This window comes from Streptomyces mangrovi (assembly GCF_900114215.1).
In the GTDB taxonomy this organism is placed as follows: domain Bacteria; phylum Actinomycetota; class Actinomycetes; order Streptomycetales; family Streptomycetaceae; genus Streptomyces; species Streptomyces barkulensis.
This window is the reverse complement of the sequence record NZ_FOSG01000004.1, coordinates 26182-42483: the sequence shown is the minus strand read 5'-3', so window position 1 is coordinate 42483 and position 16302 is coordinate 26182. Positions and strand designations below refer to the sequence as shown.

Below are 16302 nucleotides of genomic sequence, written 5' to 3'. Positions count from 1 at the left end.
AGAGGATTTCCCCACGGCAGGCCCGTGGAGCCCGGCGGCCGGCCCGGCGTGGTGGTCACCACCGGCATCCTCGGCGACATCACCCGCAACCTCGGGGAAGCGCCCGGGGAGGATCGGCTGTGCAACGCGGCAGAGCCCTGAAAGACGCTGAAGGACTCAGCGGGCTCCCGGTTTCCGTGCCGGGCGCCTGCGCCCGGCGCCCTGCTCGCGTGCGCCCCGCGGGGAGCGCACGTGCGCCAGGTGGCGGCGCATGTGTTCCTCGGCCGCCGCGGCGTCGCCGGCCAGCATGAGGTCCAGAAGTTCGGTGTGTTCCCGCGCGGAGGCCACCAGCGTCCCCGCTTCCGCGAGCCCGGCGAGTCCATGGAGCCGGGAGCGTTTGCGCAGGTCGCCCACCGTCTCGGCGAGGCGTGAGTTGCCGGCCAGGGCGAGCAGGCCGAGGTGGAAGCGGCGGTCCGCCTCCAGGTAGCCGACGAGGTCGCCGGCACGCGCGGCCGCCACGATCTCCTCGGCCGTGGGGCGCAGGGCCCCCAACTGCTCCCGCGTGGCGGACCTGGCCACCTTGCCGACGGTCGGGATCTCGATCAGGGCGCGGATCTCGGTGAACTCGTCCAGGTCGCGCTCGGACAACTCGGTGACGCGGAAGCCCTTGTTGCGCACCGGTTCGACCAGCCCCTCGTGCGCCAGGTCCAGCATGGCCTCACGGACGGGAGTGGCGGAGACGCCGTACTCGGCGGCGAGGGTGGAGGCGGAGTAGGTCACCCCGGGCCGCAGTTCGCCCGCGATCAGCGCGGCCCGGAGGGCGTTGGCCACCTGGTCGCGCAGACGTTCCTGCACCGAAACGAGTTTCCGGGATCTCAGCCCGTTCATGGATTCCCCTCCGTGGGTTTGTGGCCCCACCATAAAATGTCACGTTGTGCGGCACCCATGCCGTGCCGGTGGTCCTGCGGCGGGCGGCGATCCGGCCGGCGTACCGGGGCGGGCAGGACCCGGCCGCTCTGTCAGGGGCCCGGTCGGCCGCGCTCCTGCGCGGGAGGCCGGGAACCGCACCGGATGCGACGGGTCCGGCGGCCGTCTGCTATGCCTGCTCCCATGCCTTCCACCACCGCGGCCCCCGACGGCGCGCCCCTTCCCGGACGGGCCCTCTTTCCGGAGCAGTTGGCCCGTACCCGCCGCTTCTCACTCGGTGTTCCCCGGCACCCGTCGGTGTCCCCGGACGGTGCGCGGGTGCTGTTCGTCCGCACCGGGGGCGGGGACGACCCCGTCGGGCGGCTGTGGTTGTGGGAGGAGGGCGCGGAGCGGCTGCTGGCCGCTCCGTACGGCGCGGGCGGCGGCACGCGCCCGGTCCCGCCGGAGGAGCGGGCGCGGCGCGAGCGGGCCCGCGAGCGGTCCACGGGCGTGGTGGCGTACGCGGCCGACCGGGAGCTGCGGCGTGCGGTGTACGCGCTCGGCGGCGCGCTGTGGGCGGTGGACACCGGCGGCGGCGCGCCGTTCCCGGTGCCGGCGGCCGGCCCCGTGGTGGATCCGCGGCCCTCCCCGGACGGGGAACTGATCGCCTACGTCACCGGCGGCGCACTGCACGTCACCGGCTTCGGCGGCGGCTTCGGGGGCGACCGGTGCCTGGCCGCCCCCGAGGGGCCTTCGGTGACGTACGGGCTGACCGACCATGTGTCGGCCGAGTCGATGGGGCGGCTGCGCGGCCACTGGTGGGCGCCCGACGGCCGGGCCCTGCTGGCGGCCCGGGTGGACACCACCGCGGTGCGGCGGCGGTGGGTCTGCGATCCGGCGCGTCCCGACCTCCCGCCGCGCTCCATGGCCTACCCGGCGGCGGGTACGCCCAACGCCGATGTCTCCCTGCATCTGCTCTCCCTCGACGGCGGCCGCACCGAGGTCGTCTGGGACCGCGCGGCCTTCGAGTACGTGGTGGCCGCCGACTGGGACGCCCACGGTCCGCTGGTCACCGTGCAGAACCGTGACCAGCGCGTGCTGCGGGTCCTGGCGGTCGATCCCGTCACGGGCGCCACCCGCGTCCTGCACGAGCAGCGCGACCGGCACTGGGTGGAACTGGTGCCGGGCGCGCCGTGCCGCACCGCCTCGGGGCTGCTGGTGAGGGCCGAGGAGTCGGCCGGAACCCGGCGGCTGCGCGTCGGCGACACCCTCACCCCGGAGGGTCTCCAGGTCACCGGGGTGCTGGGCACGGACGGCGACGAGGTGCTGTTCACCGGGTGCGAGGACCCGCTCGAGGAGCATGTGTGGGCGACGGCGCCGGGGACGGGCTGCCGCCGTGTCAGCGACGGGCCCGGGGTGCACTCGGCCGCCGCGGCGGGTGGCACCGTGGTGCTCGACAGCCTGACACCGGGCGGGCACACGGTCGCCGTCCTGCGCGGCGGTACGGCGGTGGGACGGATCGCCTCCCTGGCCGAGGAGCCCGTCGTGACGCCCCGCCCCGTCTTCCCCGTACACGGCACCCGGCGGCTGCGCAGCGCGCTGTTCCTGCCCTCGGGGTACGACCCGGACGCGCCGGACGCCCGTTCCCTGCCCGTCCTGCTCAGTCCCTACGCCGGCCCGGGGATGCGGCTGGTGGTGCGGGCCCGGACGTGGTGGGCGTGTGTGGCCCAGTGGTTCGCCGAGCAGGGCTTCGCCGTGCTGGTCACCGATGGACGCGGTACCCCGGGGCGGGGACCGGAGTGGGAGAAGGAGATCCGCGGCGACCAGCTCACCCCCGTACTGGAGGACCAGATCGACGCCCTGCGCGCGGCGGTGGCCGAACGTCCGTACCTGGACGCGGGCCGGGTGGCGATCCGCGGCTGGTCCTTCGGGGGCACCCTCGCCGCCGCGGCCGTGCTGCGCCACCCGGAGGTCTTCCACGCCGCGGTCGCCGGAGCGGCCCCCACCGACCAGCGGATGTACGACACGCACTGGAAGGAGCGCTACCTGGGCCATCCGGAGCGGGAGCCGGAGAACTACGAGCGCTCCTCGCTGCTGCGCGACGCCCCCCGGCTGCGCCGTCCACTGCTGCTGGTGCACGGCACCTCCGACGACAACGTGGCCTTCGCGCACACGTTGCGGCTGTCGGCGGCACTGCTGGCCGCCGGGCGTGAGCACACGGTGCTGCCGCTGTCCGGCGCTGGGCACACCGGCGGCGACAGAACGGCCGGACGGCTGCTCGGTTTCGAGCTCGGTTTCCTGCGCGACGCGCTCGGGCTCGGGAGCGGATCCGGGAACGGATCCGGGAACGGGTGACGGCCGGGCGGGCGGCCTCCGCGTCGGCCGCCGACCCCGTCCGCGGCCGTGCGCAGCGCCTCCACCGCCGCCCGGATGGACGGCCTGCGGTCGGCGTCCTCCCGCCAGACCGCGTAGACGTGCCGCTTCATCGAGTGCCGCACGGGGGCGACGGCCACTCCCCTCGGCAGCGGTCCGCGTCCGAGCCGGGGCGCGACGGCGACCCCGAGCCCGGCGCCGACCAGGGCGAGCTGGGTGTGGTGCTCCCCGGCCGTGTGGCACAGCCTGGGCTCGATGCCCTGGCCGCGCAGGGTGAACAGCAGCCAGTCGTGACAGAACTCGCCTCCGGGCCAGGAGATCCACTCGTCGTCCGCGAAGTCCGCCAGCTCCACCCACCGGGCCCCGGCGCGGGGATGACCGGCGGGCATCGCCACATCGGCCGGGTCGTCCAGGAGCGGTTCCTTGGCCAGTCCTCCGGGCAGGGACAGCGGGCGGTTGTACCAGTCCAGGACGACCGCGAGGTCGATGTCCCCGCGCACCAGTGCCCGTACCGACTCCTCGGGCTCCATCTCCCGCATCCGGGGGCGCAGTTGGGGGTGGTCGGCGCGCAGGGCGGCCAGGGCGGTGGGGAACAGCCCCCGGGCGGCGGTGGGGAAGGCTCCGAGCAGCAGTTCGCCGACGGCTCGGCCGCGGTGCGCCTCCAGTTCGGCCTCGGCGAGTTCGAGCTGGGACAGCACACGCCGGGCGTGCTCGGCGAGCAGGCGGCCGGCATCGGTGAGCCGGACGCCGCGGCCGTTCCTGGCGAGCAGTTGCTGACCGGTCTCGCGCTCCAGTTTGGCCATCTGCTGGGAGACGGCCGAGGTGGTGACGTGCAGCCCCTCGGCCGCGCCGCTCACCGAGCCGTGGCGGGCGACGGCGTGGAGGATGCGGAGCCGGTCCAGGTTCAACATGTAAGTGATACTAAGCGGTCCACTCCAGAACTTCTCGCTTGTTCTTAATCTTTGAAGGCGCGATCGTTGACGCATGTCCGCCTCCGCTCGCGCCGGCGTCGCGCCGCTCCCCGACTCCCCCGGCCCCACCGCTCCGGTCGCCGCTCCGGCTGCCCCGGGTTCCGCGTCCGTCCGCCGCCCGCCCGCGGTCGACTGGCGCGTGCGCTTCGCCGCCCTCAGCCTGATCTGGGGTTTCAGCTTCCTGCTGATCAAGATCGGTACTCACGGCTTCGCCCCGCTCCAGGTCACCCTGGGGCGCCTGGTGTTCGGCACGGCCGTTCTGGGCGCGGTGCTGCTGGTGCGGCGTGAGCGGCTGCCGCGGGGCCTGCACACCTGGGGGCATCTGGCGGTCTCGGCGTTCCTGCTGAATGCGCTGCCGTTCACCCTCTTCTCCTACGCCGAGCTGACCATCTCCTCCACCCTGGCGGGCATCTGCAACGCCACCACCCCGCTGTGGGGCATGCTGCTCTCCCTGGTCGCCCTCTCCGACGACCGGCCCACCCGGCGCCGGGTGGCCGGGCTCGGCATCGGTTTCGCGGGCGTCCTGACCGTGCTCGGCGCCTGGCAGGGGTTCGACGGGCAGGATCCCGCCGGCACGGCCATGGCGCTGGTCGCCGCGCTCAGCTACGCGGTCGGCTGGGTGTACGTGCGGCGCACGCTGGCGGGCGCGGGAGGTTCCAACGTGGCGATGGCCGGTTCCCAGCTTCTGCTCGGCACTCTCCAACTGGCCGTGGTCACGCCTCTGTTCACCTCCTTCCCCGCCTCGTTCCCCGCCGGGCCGCTGCTGGCGGTCGCGGCACTGGGCGCACTGGGCACCGGGGTCGCCTTCCTGCTGCAGTACGGGCTGGTGGCGGAGGTGGGGCCGACCACGGCCACCCTGGTGACGTACTTCATCCCCGTGATCGCCACGGCGGCCGGAGTGGCGCTGCTGGACGAGCACCTGGCCTGGAGCACCCCCGTCGGCGCGCTGGTCGTACTCGTCGGCGCGGCCCTCACACAGAGCCGGACACAGGACCGGGCACGGGGCCGGACACGGATCCGGACACGGAGCGCGCGGCCGTGACAGGCGGTACGGTTCAGCCGTACCGCCGCGCCTCGCCGGGCCGGATCGCCGCCGCCACCGCGTCGGCGACCGGCCCGACCTCGTCCTCGGACAGGGCCGAGACGGTCAGCCGGATGCCGGGCGATGAGGCGATCCGGAAACGGGCCCCGGGGGCGACGGCCCAGCCGGCCCGCAGCAGCCGGGCGACCGCGCCGGTCTCGTCGGGCACCGGCACCCACACGTTCATCCCGCTGCGTCCGTGCGCCTCGACGCCCCGCGCGGCGAGCGCGTCGAGCAGCGCGGTGCGGCGGCGGCCGTATGAGCCGGCCACCTGCGCGGGGTCGACCGCCCGGCTCTCCCACAGGGCGGTGACGGTGCGCTGGAGCAGATGGCTGACCCAGCCGGGGCCCAGCCGCTGCCGTCCGCGCACCCGGTCGACGGTGACGGCGTCACCGGTCAGCACCGCCAGCCGCAGGTCGGGGCCGTAGGCCTTGGCGGTGGAGCGCACCAGCGCCCAGTGCTCGGCCGGGCCGTCCTCGCCCGCCAGCGGGTGCAGGGGCAGGTCGACGATGCCGTGCCCGTGGTCGTCCTCGATCAGCAGTACGCGCGGGTGTGCGGCCAGGACTCGGCGCAGTTCGCGGGCGCGCGACGCGCAGACTGCGGCGCCGGTCGGGTTCTGGGCCCGGTCGGTGACGACCAGGGCCCGCGCGCCCTGCCGCAGCGCCCGTTCGACCGACTCGGGCAGCGGGCCGTCGTCGTCCAGGGCGACCGGGAGCGTCCGCAGGCCCAGCGCCGGGACGAGGTCCAGCAGGCTCCCCCATCCCGGGTCCTCCACGGCGACCGCGTCGCCGGGTTTCAGATGGGCCGCCAGTACCCGTTCGATGGCGTCCAGCGATCCGGAGGCGGCGGCGACGGGACCGGGCGGCACCGCGTCCGCGTCGAAGGCCTCGCGCGCCAGCCGGGCCAGGTCGTCGGTGAGCCCGGGGGCGCCGTAGAGCGTCGGGTGCCGCTCGTGACGCCGTGCGGCGGCGGCGAGCGCGGTGTTCAGCGAGGGCAGCAGCGTCGGGTCCGGATTGCCCGTGGAGATGTCGCGCGCGCCCTCGGGCGCCTCGACGCCGATGGCCTCGCGTGCGGTGGTGGCCGGGCGCGGGCGCACCCGGCTGCCGCGCCGTCCGGCCGTCTCGATCACTCCGCGCTCGCGCAGGGTGCGGTAGGCGGCGGCGACCGTGTTGGGGTTCACGCCCAGCTCCGCCGCCAACTCCCGCATGGGGGGCAGCAGTCCGCCCGGCTCCAACTCCCCCGTGCCGACCCCGCGTTCCACACTGGCGGCGATCTCGGCAGCGCGCCGCCCCTCGATCCGATATTCTCCTAGCACAAAGAACATTATGCACTAGTGCAATAACGGGAGCAAGTCGGCGAGCCCGGCCGCCACGCACGAGAGGAAGTCGAACACCATGTCCACCACCGCCCCCGGGGACGCGTACGCCCCGACCGAGCGCACCGTTCCCACCCGCGGCCGCGAGCGCGCGGCATACGACCGCGAACTGGTGCACGCGATCCTCGACGACGGATACCTGTGCCACCTCGGCTTCGTCCGCGACGGCGCACCGGTCGTCCTGCCGACGCTCTACGCCCGGGTCGGCGAGCGCCTGTACGTCCACGGCTCCACCGGCTCCCGGCCGCTGCGGGCGACGGGTTCCTCCGGCTCGGGGCTGCCCGTCTGCCTGACGGTGACGCATCTGGACGGACTGGTGCTGGCCCGCTCCGCCTTCCACCACTCGGTCAACTACCGCTCGGTGGTGGTGCACGGCACCGCGCACCGGGTCGACGACCCCAGCGAGCGGGCCGTCGCCCTCGACGCCATCGTCGACCAGGCCGTCCCCGGACGCTCGGCCGACTCGCGTCCGGCCGACGCACGGGAGCTGGCCGCCACCGCCGTCATCGCCCTGGACCTGGAGGAGGTCTCGGCGAAGGTCCGCACCGGCGGCCCGAACGACGAGCCGGAGGACCTCTCCCTCCCCCACTGGAGCGGCGTGGTGCCGGTGCGGAGGGTCTACGGCACTCCCGTGCCGGCCGAGGACATGGCCGCGGGCGCCGCGGTGCCCGGCTATCTCACCGCGCTCGCCGCGCTCTGACGAGGCGGGCGCGGGCCGACTGACGGCCGGCGCGGGCGGGGTACGGGCGGGCGCGGGTGGTTCCTCCGCCCGCGCCCGCTTCGGCCCCTCACACTCCGGCTGTCACGCCCCGGCTCCGCCTCCGACGCCTCCGGTCCCCCCGACGCCCGCGCCCGGGGCGGGCCTGCGGCGCGCCCCGGAGGCCAGGCGTGCCTCGGCGATGGCCAGCCCCGTCACGGCGGTGAGCAGCAGCGCGGTGCCCGTGACGGTCGCGGCGGTCAGCCGCTCGCCCAGCAGCACGACGGCGATCACGGCCGCGCTCACCGGTTCGATGAGCATGATCACCGAGGCGGTCGCCGACCGTACGACCGCCGCCCCCGCGAAGTACAGCGCGTACGCCAGCGCAGTCGGCACCGCGGCGGTGTACGCCAGCAGGAGCAGCACCCGCACCGGGTCCTCGGCGGCGTGCGGCAGCAGTCCCTCGGCCAGTCCCAGCGGCAGCAGGCACACCGCGCCGACACCGAACGCCCAGGTGGTGGTGGAGTACGGGTCGCCGCTCGCTCCGTTGCGGCCCATCCACCGGGTCAGCAGGGTGACGGCGGCGTAGCCGGAGGCGGACAGCAGAGCGAGACCGACGCCCAGCGGCCGCACCGTGGTCCCGTCGCCACCCAGATACAGCACCGTCAGGCCGGCCAGCGCGCCGGCCACGGCCGCCAGACCGCCGCGCCCCAGCCGCTCGCCCATCGTCAGCCGGGCGCCGAGCGCGATCAGCACGGGCCCGGCGCCGAGGGTGACGACCGTGCCGACGGCGAGCCCGGTGGCCTGGACGGCCGCGAAGTAGGCGGTCTGGAAGAGCGTCAGACCCAGCCCGGTGGCCACGATCCGCCCCACGCGGCGGCGCCGCGGTTCGGGCACGGCCGGGGCGGCACGTCCCCGGCGGCCCGGACGGGCGGTGCGGCGCAGGGGGAGGAACGCCAGCAGCAGGACGATCCCACCGACGTAGCGCCAGAAGGACAGGGCGATCGGCCCCAGGTCACTGGCTCGGTACAGCAGGGCGGCCGCGGCTCCGGCGGTGCCCCAGGCGACTCCGGCGACGATCAGGTAGAGCAGTCCGCGCCCGACGGACAGTCCGTCGGGCGGAACGGAACCGCTTGCGGAATCACCGCTTCCGCCGGTGGGCGCGGCGGTGGACAGGGCAGAAGTGGGTTTCGACACGTGTGGGTTCTCCGCGTGTATCGGGAAGTCGTCATGTGATCCCGTACGCGGGCAGCGATGACCTGCGCGGCGGCACTGACGCCGGCGCGGTTCTCCTCGGCGGCCCGCCCTAGGCGGCGGGCGGGGGAAGCACGGTCGAATGCATGCCCGCACCCTACGGTGCGGGCGCGTCCTGCGACAACAGCTCCCCCGCGTGCCCTCCCTCACCCGTGGCTCCCCCCTCGCCGCCCCCCGCGGCCACCGGCCCGGCCGGTGCGGGAGAAGCCGCGGGCGTGGCGCGCTGCGCGACGAACGCGCCCGCCAGCACCACCGCACCGCCGAACAGCTGTACCGCCGACAGCCGCTCGTCCAGCAGCACCCAGGCCAGCATGGTGGCCACCACCGCCTCCAGGCAGGCCACCACCCCCGCCACCTGCGGCGAGAGCCTGCGTACCGACACCACTCCGGTCAGGTAGGCGGCCACGGTCGCCACCAGCACGATCCAGCACAGCAGTACGACCGCGGGCACCTGTGCGCCGGATGCCGACATGCCCGCCAGTTCGGCCCTCCCGCCCAGCACCGACCACTCCATCTCCCAGGGCCGTGCGACGGCGGTGAGCACCAGCGCGCCGATGAGCAGCCCGTAGGCGATGACGCCCAGCGGATCGGGAACCCCGCCCTCGCCGGGGTCCTTGCCGGGATCGCCGGCCCCGTGGGCGGACAGGACGAAGTAGCCGACCTGACAGCAGGCTGCGCCCAGCGCCAGCAGCAGCCCCCAGAGGTCGAAGCCGAGCCCGGCCCAGATCTCCACCACGCACGCCAGGCCGCCGACCGCGAGCACCACCCCGACCCCCGCCGCCCGGCTCACCGGGCGGCGCTGGACGAAGCGCACCCAGCCCAGCACCAACGCGGGCGCGAGGTACTCCACCAGCAGGGCGACCCCGACCGGGATGCGGGAGATCGCCGCGAAGTAGCACGCCTGCACCCCCGCGACGGCCAGCAGCCCGAACCCGGCCAGCAGCGCCGGCCGCCGCAGCAGCAGGCCGCGGTGGCGCCAGGCCAGCGGCAGCAGCACGACGGCGGCGCCCGCGACCCTGAGCCAGGTGACGTGCAGCGGATCGAGCCCCGCGTTGATCAGCGGCTTCGCCGCCGGGCCGGAACCGCCGAAGGCGACGGCGGAGACGAGGGCGAGGGTGAGGCCGCTCCTCGCCCTCGAAGGGGCGGTCGGGGAAGTGGGAGCATTCACCGGCCCATCATGCCAGCACCCGACAGGAGTGTCAGCGACTGCGCCCCTGACAGAGCTGCGGTGAGCTGCCCCCGGCGTCCTGCGCCTCCGTCCCCACGGCGGCGGGGACGGAGGCCGAGACCGGGGCCGCGACGGGGACGGCGCCCGTGCGGCGCAGCACCTCCACCGCCCGGCAGCACGGATCGGCGAGCAGCGCGTCCAGCAGGTCCACGCCCTCCACCCGTGCCCCGCCCCGTGCCCGCCGGAGCGCGTCCTCCAGGGCCGCCGCGGCGGCGGGGGACCAGCCGAGGACACCGGCCGGGGCGGCGGCCAGCGCCTCTTCGACCGTGCCCGCCGCGCCCGCCGCGCCTTCGACGGTTCGCCGCCAGCGCAGCCCGTAGCCGATGCTGCGCTGCGCCAGATAGCCGAGGACCCGCGTCAGGCGCGCCGTGCCGCCGAGTGCCTCGCGTACGGCCGGGTCCGACTCGACCAGACCGTGCAGCAGATGGGCGGTGTCGACCTGCCGGTCCCCGTCCCGCACGGCGCGGCGGCGCGCGCTCGACAGCGCCGCCGCCGGCCCCGGGCCGAGCGCGGCGCAGACCTTCGGCCTCCGCCCGGCCATGGCCGGGCGGGACGTATGACTGTGCACGCTCCCCACCCCATCACCCCGCCGGCGCCCGGGCATCCGCGCCGCGGCCCATTCGCGCGTCCCCCCGGGGGCGGGGGCGCGGCCCGTCGTCTCCTTCCCCGGACGGAGGAACGAACGGCCCCGTTTCGTCCGGCCGTCTCCCGGGGACTCGTGGACAGCACAGCCGCCGACAGGTGCACTGGAAGGGAGACAGGGGCTCCATGACCGACACCGCCGCACAGACCGGGGACACCGGGCCGTCCGCCTCGGGGGGTCTGCTCCACGGCGCGCAGCCGGACGTGGCGGGCGCCGCGGGCCACCGCGACCACCCGCAGCGCGTGGGCTTCTTCACCGACACCTCGATCTGCATCGGCTGCAAGGCGTGCGAGGTGGCGTGCAAGGAGTGGAACGCCGTGCCCGAGGACGGCCTGGAACTGACCGGGATGTCCTACGACAACTCCCAGGGGCTGAGCGCCTCCACCTGGCGGCATGTGGCCTTCATCGAGCAGCGCAAGCCCCTGGGGAGCCAGGAACCGGGTGTGGCGCACGGCCCCGCGGCCGGCGCCGGCGGCGCGGAGGACATGGGCGACTTCGACGTCTTCGCCGCCGCCGGACGCCTGGACGCCACGGCCCGCGGGCCCGGTGCCTCGGCCGGGGACGGTCCGGGCGCCCCCACCGGCGAGATCTCCCCGATCGCACCCGACGGGCGCACCGAACTGCGCTGGCTCATGGCCTCGGACGTGTGCAAGCACTGCACCCACGCGGCCTGTCTGGACGTGTGCCCCACGGGCTCGCTGTTCCGCACCGAGTTCGGCACCGTCGTCGTCCAGGAGGACATCTGCAACGGCTGCGGCTACTGCGTCCCGGCCTGCCCCTACGGGGTGATCGACCAGCGCGAGGAAGACGGCCGCGCCTGGAAGTGCACCCTGTGCTACGACCGGCTGGGCGCGGGGATGGAACCGGCCTGCGCCAAGGCGTGCCCCACCGACTCCATCCAGTTCGGCCCCCTGGACGAGCTTCGGGAGCGGGCCGCCGCCCGGGTCGCGCAACTGCACGCCGCGGGCGTGCCCGACGCCCGGCTGTACGGCGAGGACCCAGGCGACGGCGTCGGCGGTGACGGCGCCTTCTTCCTGCTGCTGGACGAACCGGAGGCCTACGGCATGCCGCCCGACCCGGTGGTGACCACCCGTGACCTGCCGTCGATGTGGCGGCACGCGGCGGTCGCGGCGGCGGCGATGGCCGCCGGGGTGGCCGCCTGCTTCGCGGGGAGGCGCCGGTGAGCACCCCCGAGCCGAACGTGCCGGGCCCGGTCACCCCCGGCGGCCCCGGCGGGGCGGAGACGGACGGCGAGCACCCCGGCCGGACGGCGGCGGCAGGCCAGGGCGGTGGCAGGCACCGCCGCAGGCGCCGGCGCGGGGAGCAGCCGGTAGTCCCCGAGACCGAGTTCACCTCGTACTACGGCATGCCGATCCTCAACCGGCCCACCTGGAAGGCCCTCGACATCGCGGGCTACCTCTTCCTGGGGGGCCTGGCCGGGGGGTCCTCGCTGCTGGCCGCCGGGGCGCATGCCACCGGGCGCCGCGTCCTGGCCCGGTCGGCGAAGATCGGGGCACTGGGGGCCATCTCCGCCTCCACGGTGGCGCTGATCCACGATCTGGGCCGCCCGGGGCGCTTCTACAACATGCTGCGGGTCGCCAAGCCCACCTCGCCCATGAGCATGGGGTCCTGGCTCCTGGCCGCCTACGGCCCGCTCGCCGGGGTGTCCGCCGTCACCGACGCGACCGGTCTGTTCCGGCGTTCCGGTGCGGCGGCCACCGCCGGCGCGGCGGTGCTGGGTCCGGCCGTCGCCTCCTACACGGCCGTGCTGATCGCCGACACGGCCGTGCCGTCCTGGCACGAGGGCTACCGCGAACTGCCGTTCGTCTTCACCGGCTCGGGGGCAGCGGCGGCGGCCGGGCTGGGCATGCTGGCCGCTCCCGTGGAACAGGCCGGCCCGGCCCGCCGGGCCGCCGTCTTCGGGGCCGCGCTCGAACTGGGGGCCGCGGCGGTGATGACTCGCCGCATGGGCCTGGCCGCCGAGCCGCTGGAGCGCGGCGGGCCCGGAGTCCTGATGCGCGCCTCGAAGGTGCTCACCGCGGCCGGCGCGGCCGCCGGGCTGCTGGCCGGACGGCGCAGCCGGACGGCCGCGGCGCTCTCGGGCGCGGCCCTGCTGGCCGGTTCGGCGGCCCTGCGGTTCGGCGTCTTCAACGCGGGCGTGGCGTCCGCGGAGGATCCGAAGTACACGGTCCTGCCCCAGCGCGAACGGCTGCGCGCCCGCGCCCGGGAGCGCCGCCGCGAGCACGCCGGCGGCGGAGCGGACGGTACGGGCGGCACGGGCAGCGGGAACGGCACGGACAGTGGGAACGACGGGCCGGCGGTGTGAACGCCGGTTTGGCGGGCGCGGCCCCGGGTACCCCGGGAGACCGGTGACAGGGTGGCCCGTGCCGTCCCCCTACAGGGGCGGCACGGGCGGTCGCACCGCAGACCAGTGGCACGAGTTCAGCGAGGACGGCAGTCGTGGGCATCCGAACCTGGATCAACTCCTGGCCGGTCTACCGGCAGCTCACCGGTGACGACCCGCTGGGCCGCGGCGCCGCGGCGAGCAGCGAGCACACCGCGAACCTGACACCGCGGGTGGAGACCGCCGACCGGGTGGTGAAGTCCATCTGCCCCTACTGCGCGGTCGGCTGCGGTCAGAACGTCTACGTCGAGGACGGGAAGGTCACCCAGATCGAGGGCGACCCCGACTCCCCGGTCTCGCGGGGACGTCTGTGCCCCAAGGGCGCGGCCAGCCTCCAGCTGACCACCGGCTCGGCCCGCGCCCGGCAGGTGCTCTACCGGCGGCCGCACGGCACCGCGTGGGAGCGGCTGGACCTGGACACGGCGATGGACATGATCGCCGACCGGGTGATCGAGTCGCGCCGGTCGGGCTGGGAGGAGGAGCACGACGGCAAGCGGGTGCGGCGCACCATGGGCTTCGCGAGCCTGGGCGGCGCCACGCTCGACAACGAGGAGAACTACCTGATCAAGAAGCTGTTCACGGCGCTGGGCGCCGTACAGATCGAGAACCAGGCACGTATTTGACACTCCTCCACGGTCCCCAGTCTGGGGACCTCGTTCGGCCGCGGCGGCGCGACCACCTTCCAGCAGGACCTGCAGAACTCGGACTGCATCGTCATCCAGGGCTCGAACATGGCCGAGTGCCACCCGGTCGGGTTCCAGTGGGTGATGGAGGCCAAGGCCCGGGGCGCGAAGGTGATCCACGTCGACCCGCGGTTCACCCGCACCAGCGCGCTGTCCGACGTCCACGTGCCGCTGCGCGCGGGCAGCGACATCGCGTTCCTCGGCGCGATCGTCAACCACGTCCTGAGCGAGGAGAAGTACTTCCGCGACTACCTGCTGGCCTACACCAACGCACCGGTGATCCTGAACGAGGACTTCCGTGACACCGAGGACCTCGACGGCGTCTTCTCCGGACTGGACACGGAGCACCGCACGTACGACGCGAGCACCTGGCAGTACGAGGGGATGCGGGCGCAGGCCGCCTCGGGACACCGGGAGCAGAACTACCCGGACACCGGCGGAGGGAACGAGGCGTCCTCCGACGAGAGCGTCGACGAGCTCTCGGGGGAGGCCCGCGGCGAGTCCCACGGCTCCGGCGGCGCCGACCTGGGCGAGGGCAAGCCCCGGCGGGACGAGACGCTCAGCGACCCGCGCTGCGTCTTCCAGGTACTCAAACGGCACTTCGCCCGGTACACGCCGGAGCTGGTCGAGGAGGTCTGCGGCGTACCGCGCGACACGTTCCTGAAGGTCTGCGAGCTGATCACCGAGAACTCCGGGCGGGACCGCACCACGGCGCTCGCCTACGCCGTCGGCTGGACCCATCACACGGTCGGCGTGCAGTACATCCGGACCGCGGCGATCCTCCAGACCCTGCTGGGCAACATCGGGCGCCCGGGCGGCGGAATCCTCGCCCTGCGCGGACACGCCTCGATCCAGGGGTCGACCGACATCCCGACGCTGTTCAACCTGCTGCCCGGCTACATCCCCATGCCGCACGCCCACACCGGCACCGACCTGGACACCTTCGTCGACGCCGAGGCGGGCAAGCGGGGCTACTGGGGCAACATGCGCGACTACCTGGTGAGCCTGCTCAAGGCGTACTGGGGTCAGGCCGCCACACAGGAGAACGACTTCTGCTTCGACTACCTGCCGCGCCTGACCGGCTCGCACGACACCTACACCACCGTGCAGAACCAGCTGGACGGGGTCTGCAAGGGCTACTTCCTGATGGGCGAGAACCCCTCGGTGGGCTCCGCCAACGGCCGGATGCAGCGCCTGGGCATGGCGAACCTGGACTGGCTGGTGGTGCGTGACCTCTCCCTGATCGAGAGCGCCACCTGGTGGAAGGACGGCCCCGAGATCGAGTCGGGCGAGCTGCGCACCGAGGACATCCGCACCGAGGTGTTCTTCCTGCCCGCGGCCACGCACACCGAGAAGGACGGCAGCTTCACCAACACCCAGCGCATGCTCCAGTGGCGCCACAAGGCGGTGGAACCCTCCGGGGACGCACGCAGCGACCTGTGGTTCATGTACCACCTCGGGCGGATCATCCGGGAGAAGCTGGCCGGCTCCACCGATGACAGGGACCGTCCCGTCCTGGACCTGACCTGGGACTACCCGGTCCACGGCGACAGCGCCGAACCGGATGCCGAGGCCGTCCTCGCCGAGATCAACGGCTTCGACGCCGACGGCGGGCCGCTGTCCTCCTACACCCAGCTCAAGGGCGACGGCTCGACGGCGTGCGGCTGCTGGATCTACTGCGGCGTCCGCGCCGACGGCGTCAACCAGGCGGCGCGCCGCAAACCGGGGGAACAGCAGAACTGGGTGGCCCCCGAGTGGGGCTGGGCCTGGCCCGCCAACCGCAGGATCCTGTACAACCGGGCGTCGGCGGATCCCGGGGGCAGGCCGTGGAGCGAGCGCAAGGCACTGGTGTGGTGGGACGAGGAGAAGGGGCAGTGGACCGGGCACGACGTCCCGGACTTCCCGAAGAAGCGGCGCCCGGACCACGTACCGGCCGAGGACGCCGAGGGGCCCGACGCCCTGTCGGGCACCGACGCCTTCATCATGCAGGCCGACGGCAAGGCCTGGCTGTACGTGCCCACCGGCCTGCTGGACGGGCCGCTGCCGACGCACTACGAACCGCAGGAGACGCCGTTCACCAACCCGCTCTACCGCCAGCAGCGCAACCCCGTCCGGGTGCTGGGGAAGCCGCACCCGGCCAACCGGTACCAGCCCATCGGCGCGGAGCCGGGCTCTGAGGTGTTCCCGTACGTGGCGACCACCTACCGGCTCACCGAGCACCACACCGCGGGCGGCATGTCACGGTGGCAGCCGTATCTGGCCGAGCTCCAGCCGGAGTTCTTCTGCGAGGTCTCGCCGGAACTGGCGGCCGAGCGGGGACTGGAGCACATGGGCTGGGCCACGGTGGTCAGCGCCCGCTCCGCGATCGAGGCCCGGGTGATGGTGACCGACCGGATGTCGCCGATCACCGTGCAGGGCCGGACCCTGCACCAGGTCGGCCTCCCCTACCACTGGGGCCCCAACGGCTACTCGCGCGGGGACTCGGCCAACGAGCTGCTCCACCTGGCGCTGGATCCGAACGTGCACATCCAGGAGACCAAGGCGCTGGCGTGCGACATCCGGCCGGGGCGGCGGCCGCGCGGGCCGGAGCTGCTGGATCTGGTGCGCGAGTACCGGGTGCGGTCGGGGATCACCGAGGAGACGGGCCGGGAGATGTGACGGCCCGCCGGGGGCGGCATGCGCCTATCCGTGCCGCCCCCGGCGGGGTC

General features: G+C 74.5%; 11 protein-coding genes and 1 pseudogene. 6 read left to right on the top strand and 6 right to left on the bottom strand.

Translation table 11 applies throughout. From position 1 onward, the window contains the following. Positions 1-156 precede the first annotated feature (156 nt). Entirely contained in the window at positions 157-867 is a 711-nt protein-coding gene (locus BM237_RS06715; RefSeq protein ID WP_093848610.1) for a GntR family transcriptional regulator, read from the bottom strand. A 222-nt stretch (positions 868-1089) separates the two neighbouring features. Here BM237_RS06715 and BM237_RS06710 point away from each other — a divergent pair, with 222 nt between their 5' ends. Then, positions 1090-3240: a S9 family peptidase gene (locus tag BM237_RS06710; RefSeq protein WP_093848609.1), complete on the top strand. Its 2151-nt coding sequence runs from the start codon at positions 1090-1092 to the stop codon at positions 3238-3240. 32 nt (positions 3241-3272) lie between these two features. On the opposite strand, the pseudogene BM237_RS06705 reads toward BM237_RS06710, so the two are convergent. Then, a pseudogene (locus tag BM237_RS06705) lies at positions 3273-4169 on the bottom strand (LysR family transcriptional regulator); the annotation flags it as partial. A 73-nt stretch (positions 4170-4242) separates the two neighbouring features. Here BM237_RS06705 and BM237_RS06700 point away from each other — a divergent pair. Next, positions 4243-5271, top strand: a complete 1029-nt coding sequence (locus BM237_RS06700; protein ID WP_093848608.1) for a DMT family transporter — start codon at positions 4243-4245, stop codon at positions 5269-5271. A gap of 13 nt (positions 5272-5284) precedes the next feature. Here BM237_RS06700 and BM237_RS06695 read toward each other — a convergent pair whose 3' ends face one another. Beyond that, complete coding sequence (locus BM237_RS06695; RefSeq protein ID WP_093848888.1) at positions 5285-6625, bottom strand: aminotransferase class I/II-fold pyridoxal phosphate-dependent enzyme; 1341 nt, start codon at positions 6623-6625, stop codon at positions 5285-5287. Between the two features lie 79 nt (positions 6626-6704). Between BM237_RS06695 and BM237_RS06690 the strand changes: the two genes are divergently transcribed. Continuing rightward, positions 6705-7385 (top strand): pyridoxamine 5'-phosphate oxidase family protein, encoded by a 681-nt coding sequence (locus BM237_RS06690; RefSeq protein ID WP_093848607.1) that lies wholly within the window; start codon positions 6705-6707, stop codon positions 7383-7385. A 102-nt stretch (positions 7386-7487) separates the two neighbouring features. Here the strand turns inward: BM237_RS06690 and BM237_RS06685 are convergent, their stop codons facing one another. From BM237_RS06685 to BM237_RS06675, 3 genes are all read right to left on the bottom strand, one after another. Further along, a complete protein-coding gene (locus BM237_RS06685; protein WP_245793493.1) occupies positions 7488-8492 on the bottom strand; it encodes a DMT family transporter in 1005 nt (334 codons plus the stop codon). A 241-nt stretch (positions 8493-8733) separates the two neighbouring features. Then, positions 8734-9804, bottom strand: a complete 1071-nt coding sequence (locus BM237_RS06680) for an EamA family transporter (RefSeq protein WP_093848606.1) — start codon at positions 9802-9804, stop codon at positions 8734-8736. A gap of 31 nt (positions 9805-9835) precedes the next feature. Then, on the bottom strand, positions 9836-10405 hold the full coding sequence (locus tag BM237_RS06675; protein ID WP_245793492.1) for a Clp protease N-terminal domain-containing protein: 570 nt from the start codon (positions 10403-10405) through the stop codon (positions 9836-9838). Positions 10406-10632: 227 nt separating this feature from the next. Between BM237_RS06675 and BM237_RS06670 the strand changes: the two genes are divergently transcribed. From BM237_RS06670 to fdh, 3 genes are all read left to right on the top strand, one after another. After that, on the top strand, positions 10633-11691 hold the full coding sequence (locus tag BM237_RS06670; protein WP_093848605.1) for a 4Fe-4S dicluster domain-containing protein: 1059 nt from the start codon (positions 10633-10635) through the stop codon (positions 11689-11691). Further along, a complete protein-coding gene (nrfD, locus tag BM237_RS06665) occupies positions 11688-12833 on the top strand; it encodes an NrfD/PsrC family molybdoenzyme membrane anchor subunit (protein WP_425443658.1) in 1146 nt (381 codons plus the stop codon). Before BM237_RS06670 ends, nrfD begins: the two co-directional genes overlap by 4 nt. A 134-nt stretch (positions 12834-12967) precedes the next feature. Beyond that, complete coding sequence (fdh, locus tag BM237_RS06655) at positions 12968-16252, top strand: formate dehydrogenase (RefSeq protein ID WP_175540904.1); 3285 nt, start codon at positions 12968-12970, stop codon at positions 16250-16252. Positions 16253-16302: the final 50 nt, after the last annotated feature.

Excerpts from the sequence above, each read along its gene's own strand:
- BM237_RS06700 (WP_093848608.1), top strand. The coding sequence starts at position 4,243 with ATGTCCGCCTCCGCTCGCGCCGGCGTCGCGCCGCTCCCCGACTCCCCC.
- BM237_RS06675 (WP_245793492.1), bottom strand. The coding sequence starts at position 10,405 with ATGGCCGGGCGGAGGCCGAAGGTCTGCGCCGCGCTCGGCCCGGGGCCG.
- BM237_RS06690 (WP_093848607.1), top strand. The coding sequence starts at position 6,705 with ATGTCCACCACCGCCCCCGGGGACGCGTACGCCCCGACCGAGCGCACC.
- BM237_RS06710 (WP_093848609.1), top strand. The coding sequence starts at position 1,090 with ATGCCTTCCACCACCGCGGCCCCCGACGGCGCGCCCCTTCCCGGACGG.
- BM237_RS06670 (WP_093848605.1), top strand. The coding sequence starts at position 10,633 with ATGACCGACACCGCCGCACAGACCGGGGACACCGGGCCGTCCGCCTCG.
- BM237_RS06715 (WP_093848610.1), bottom strand. The coding sequence starts at position 867 with ATGAACGGGCTGAGATCCCGGAAACTCGTTTCGGTGCAGGAACGTCTG.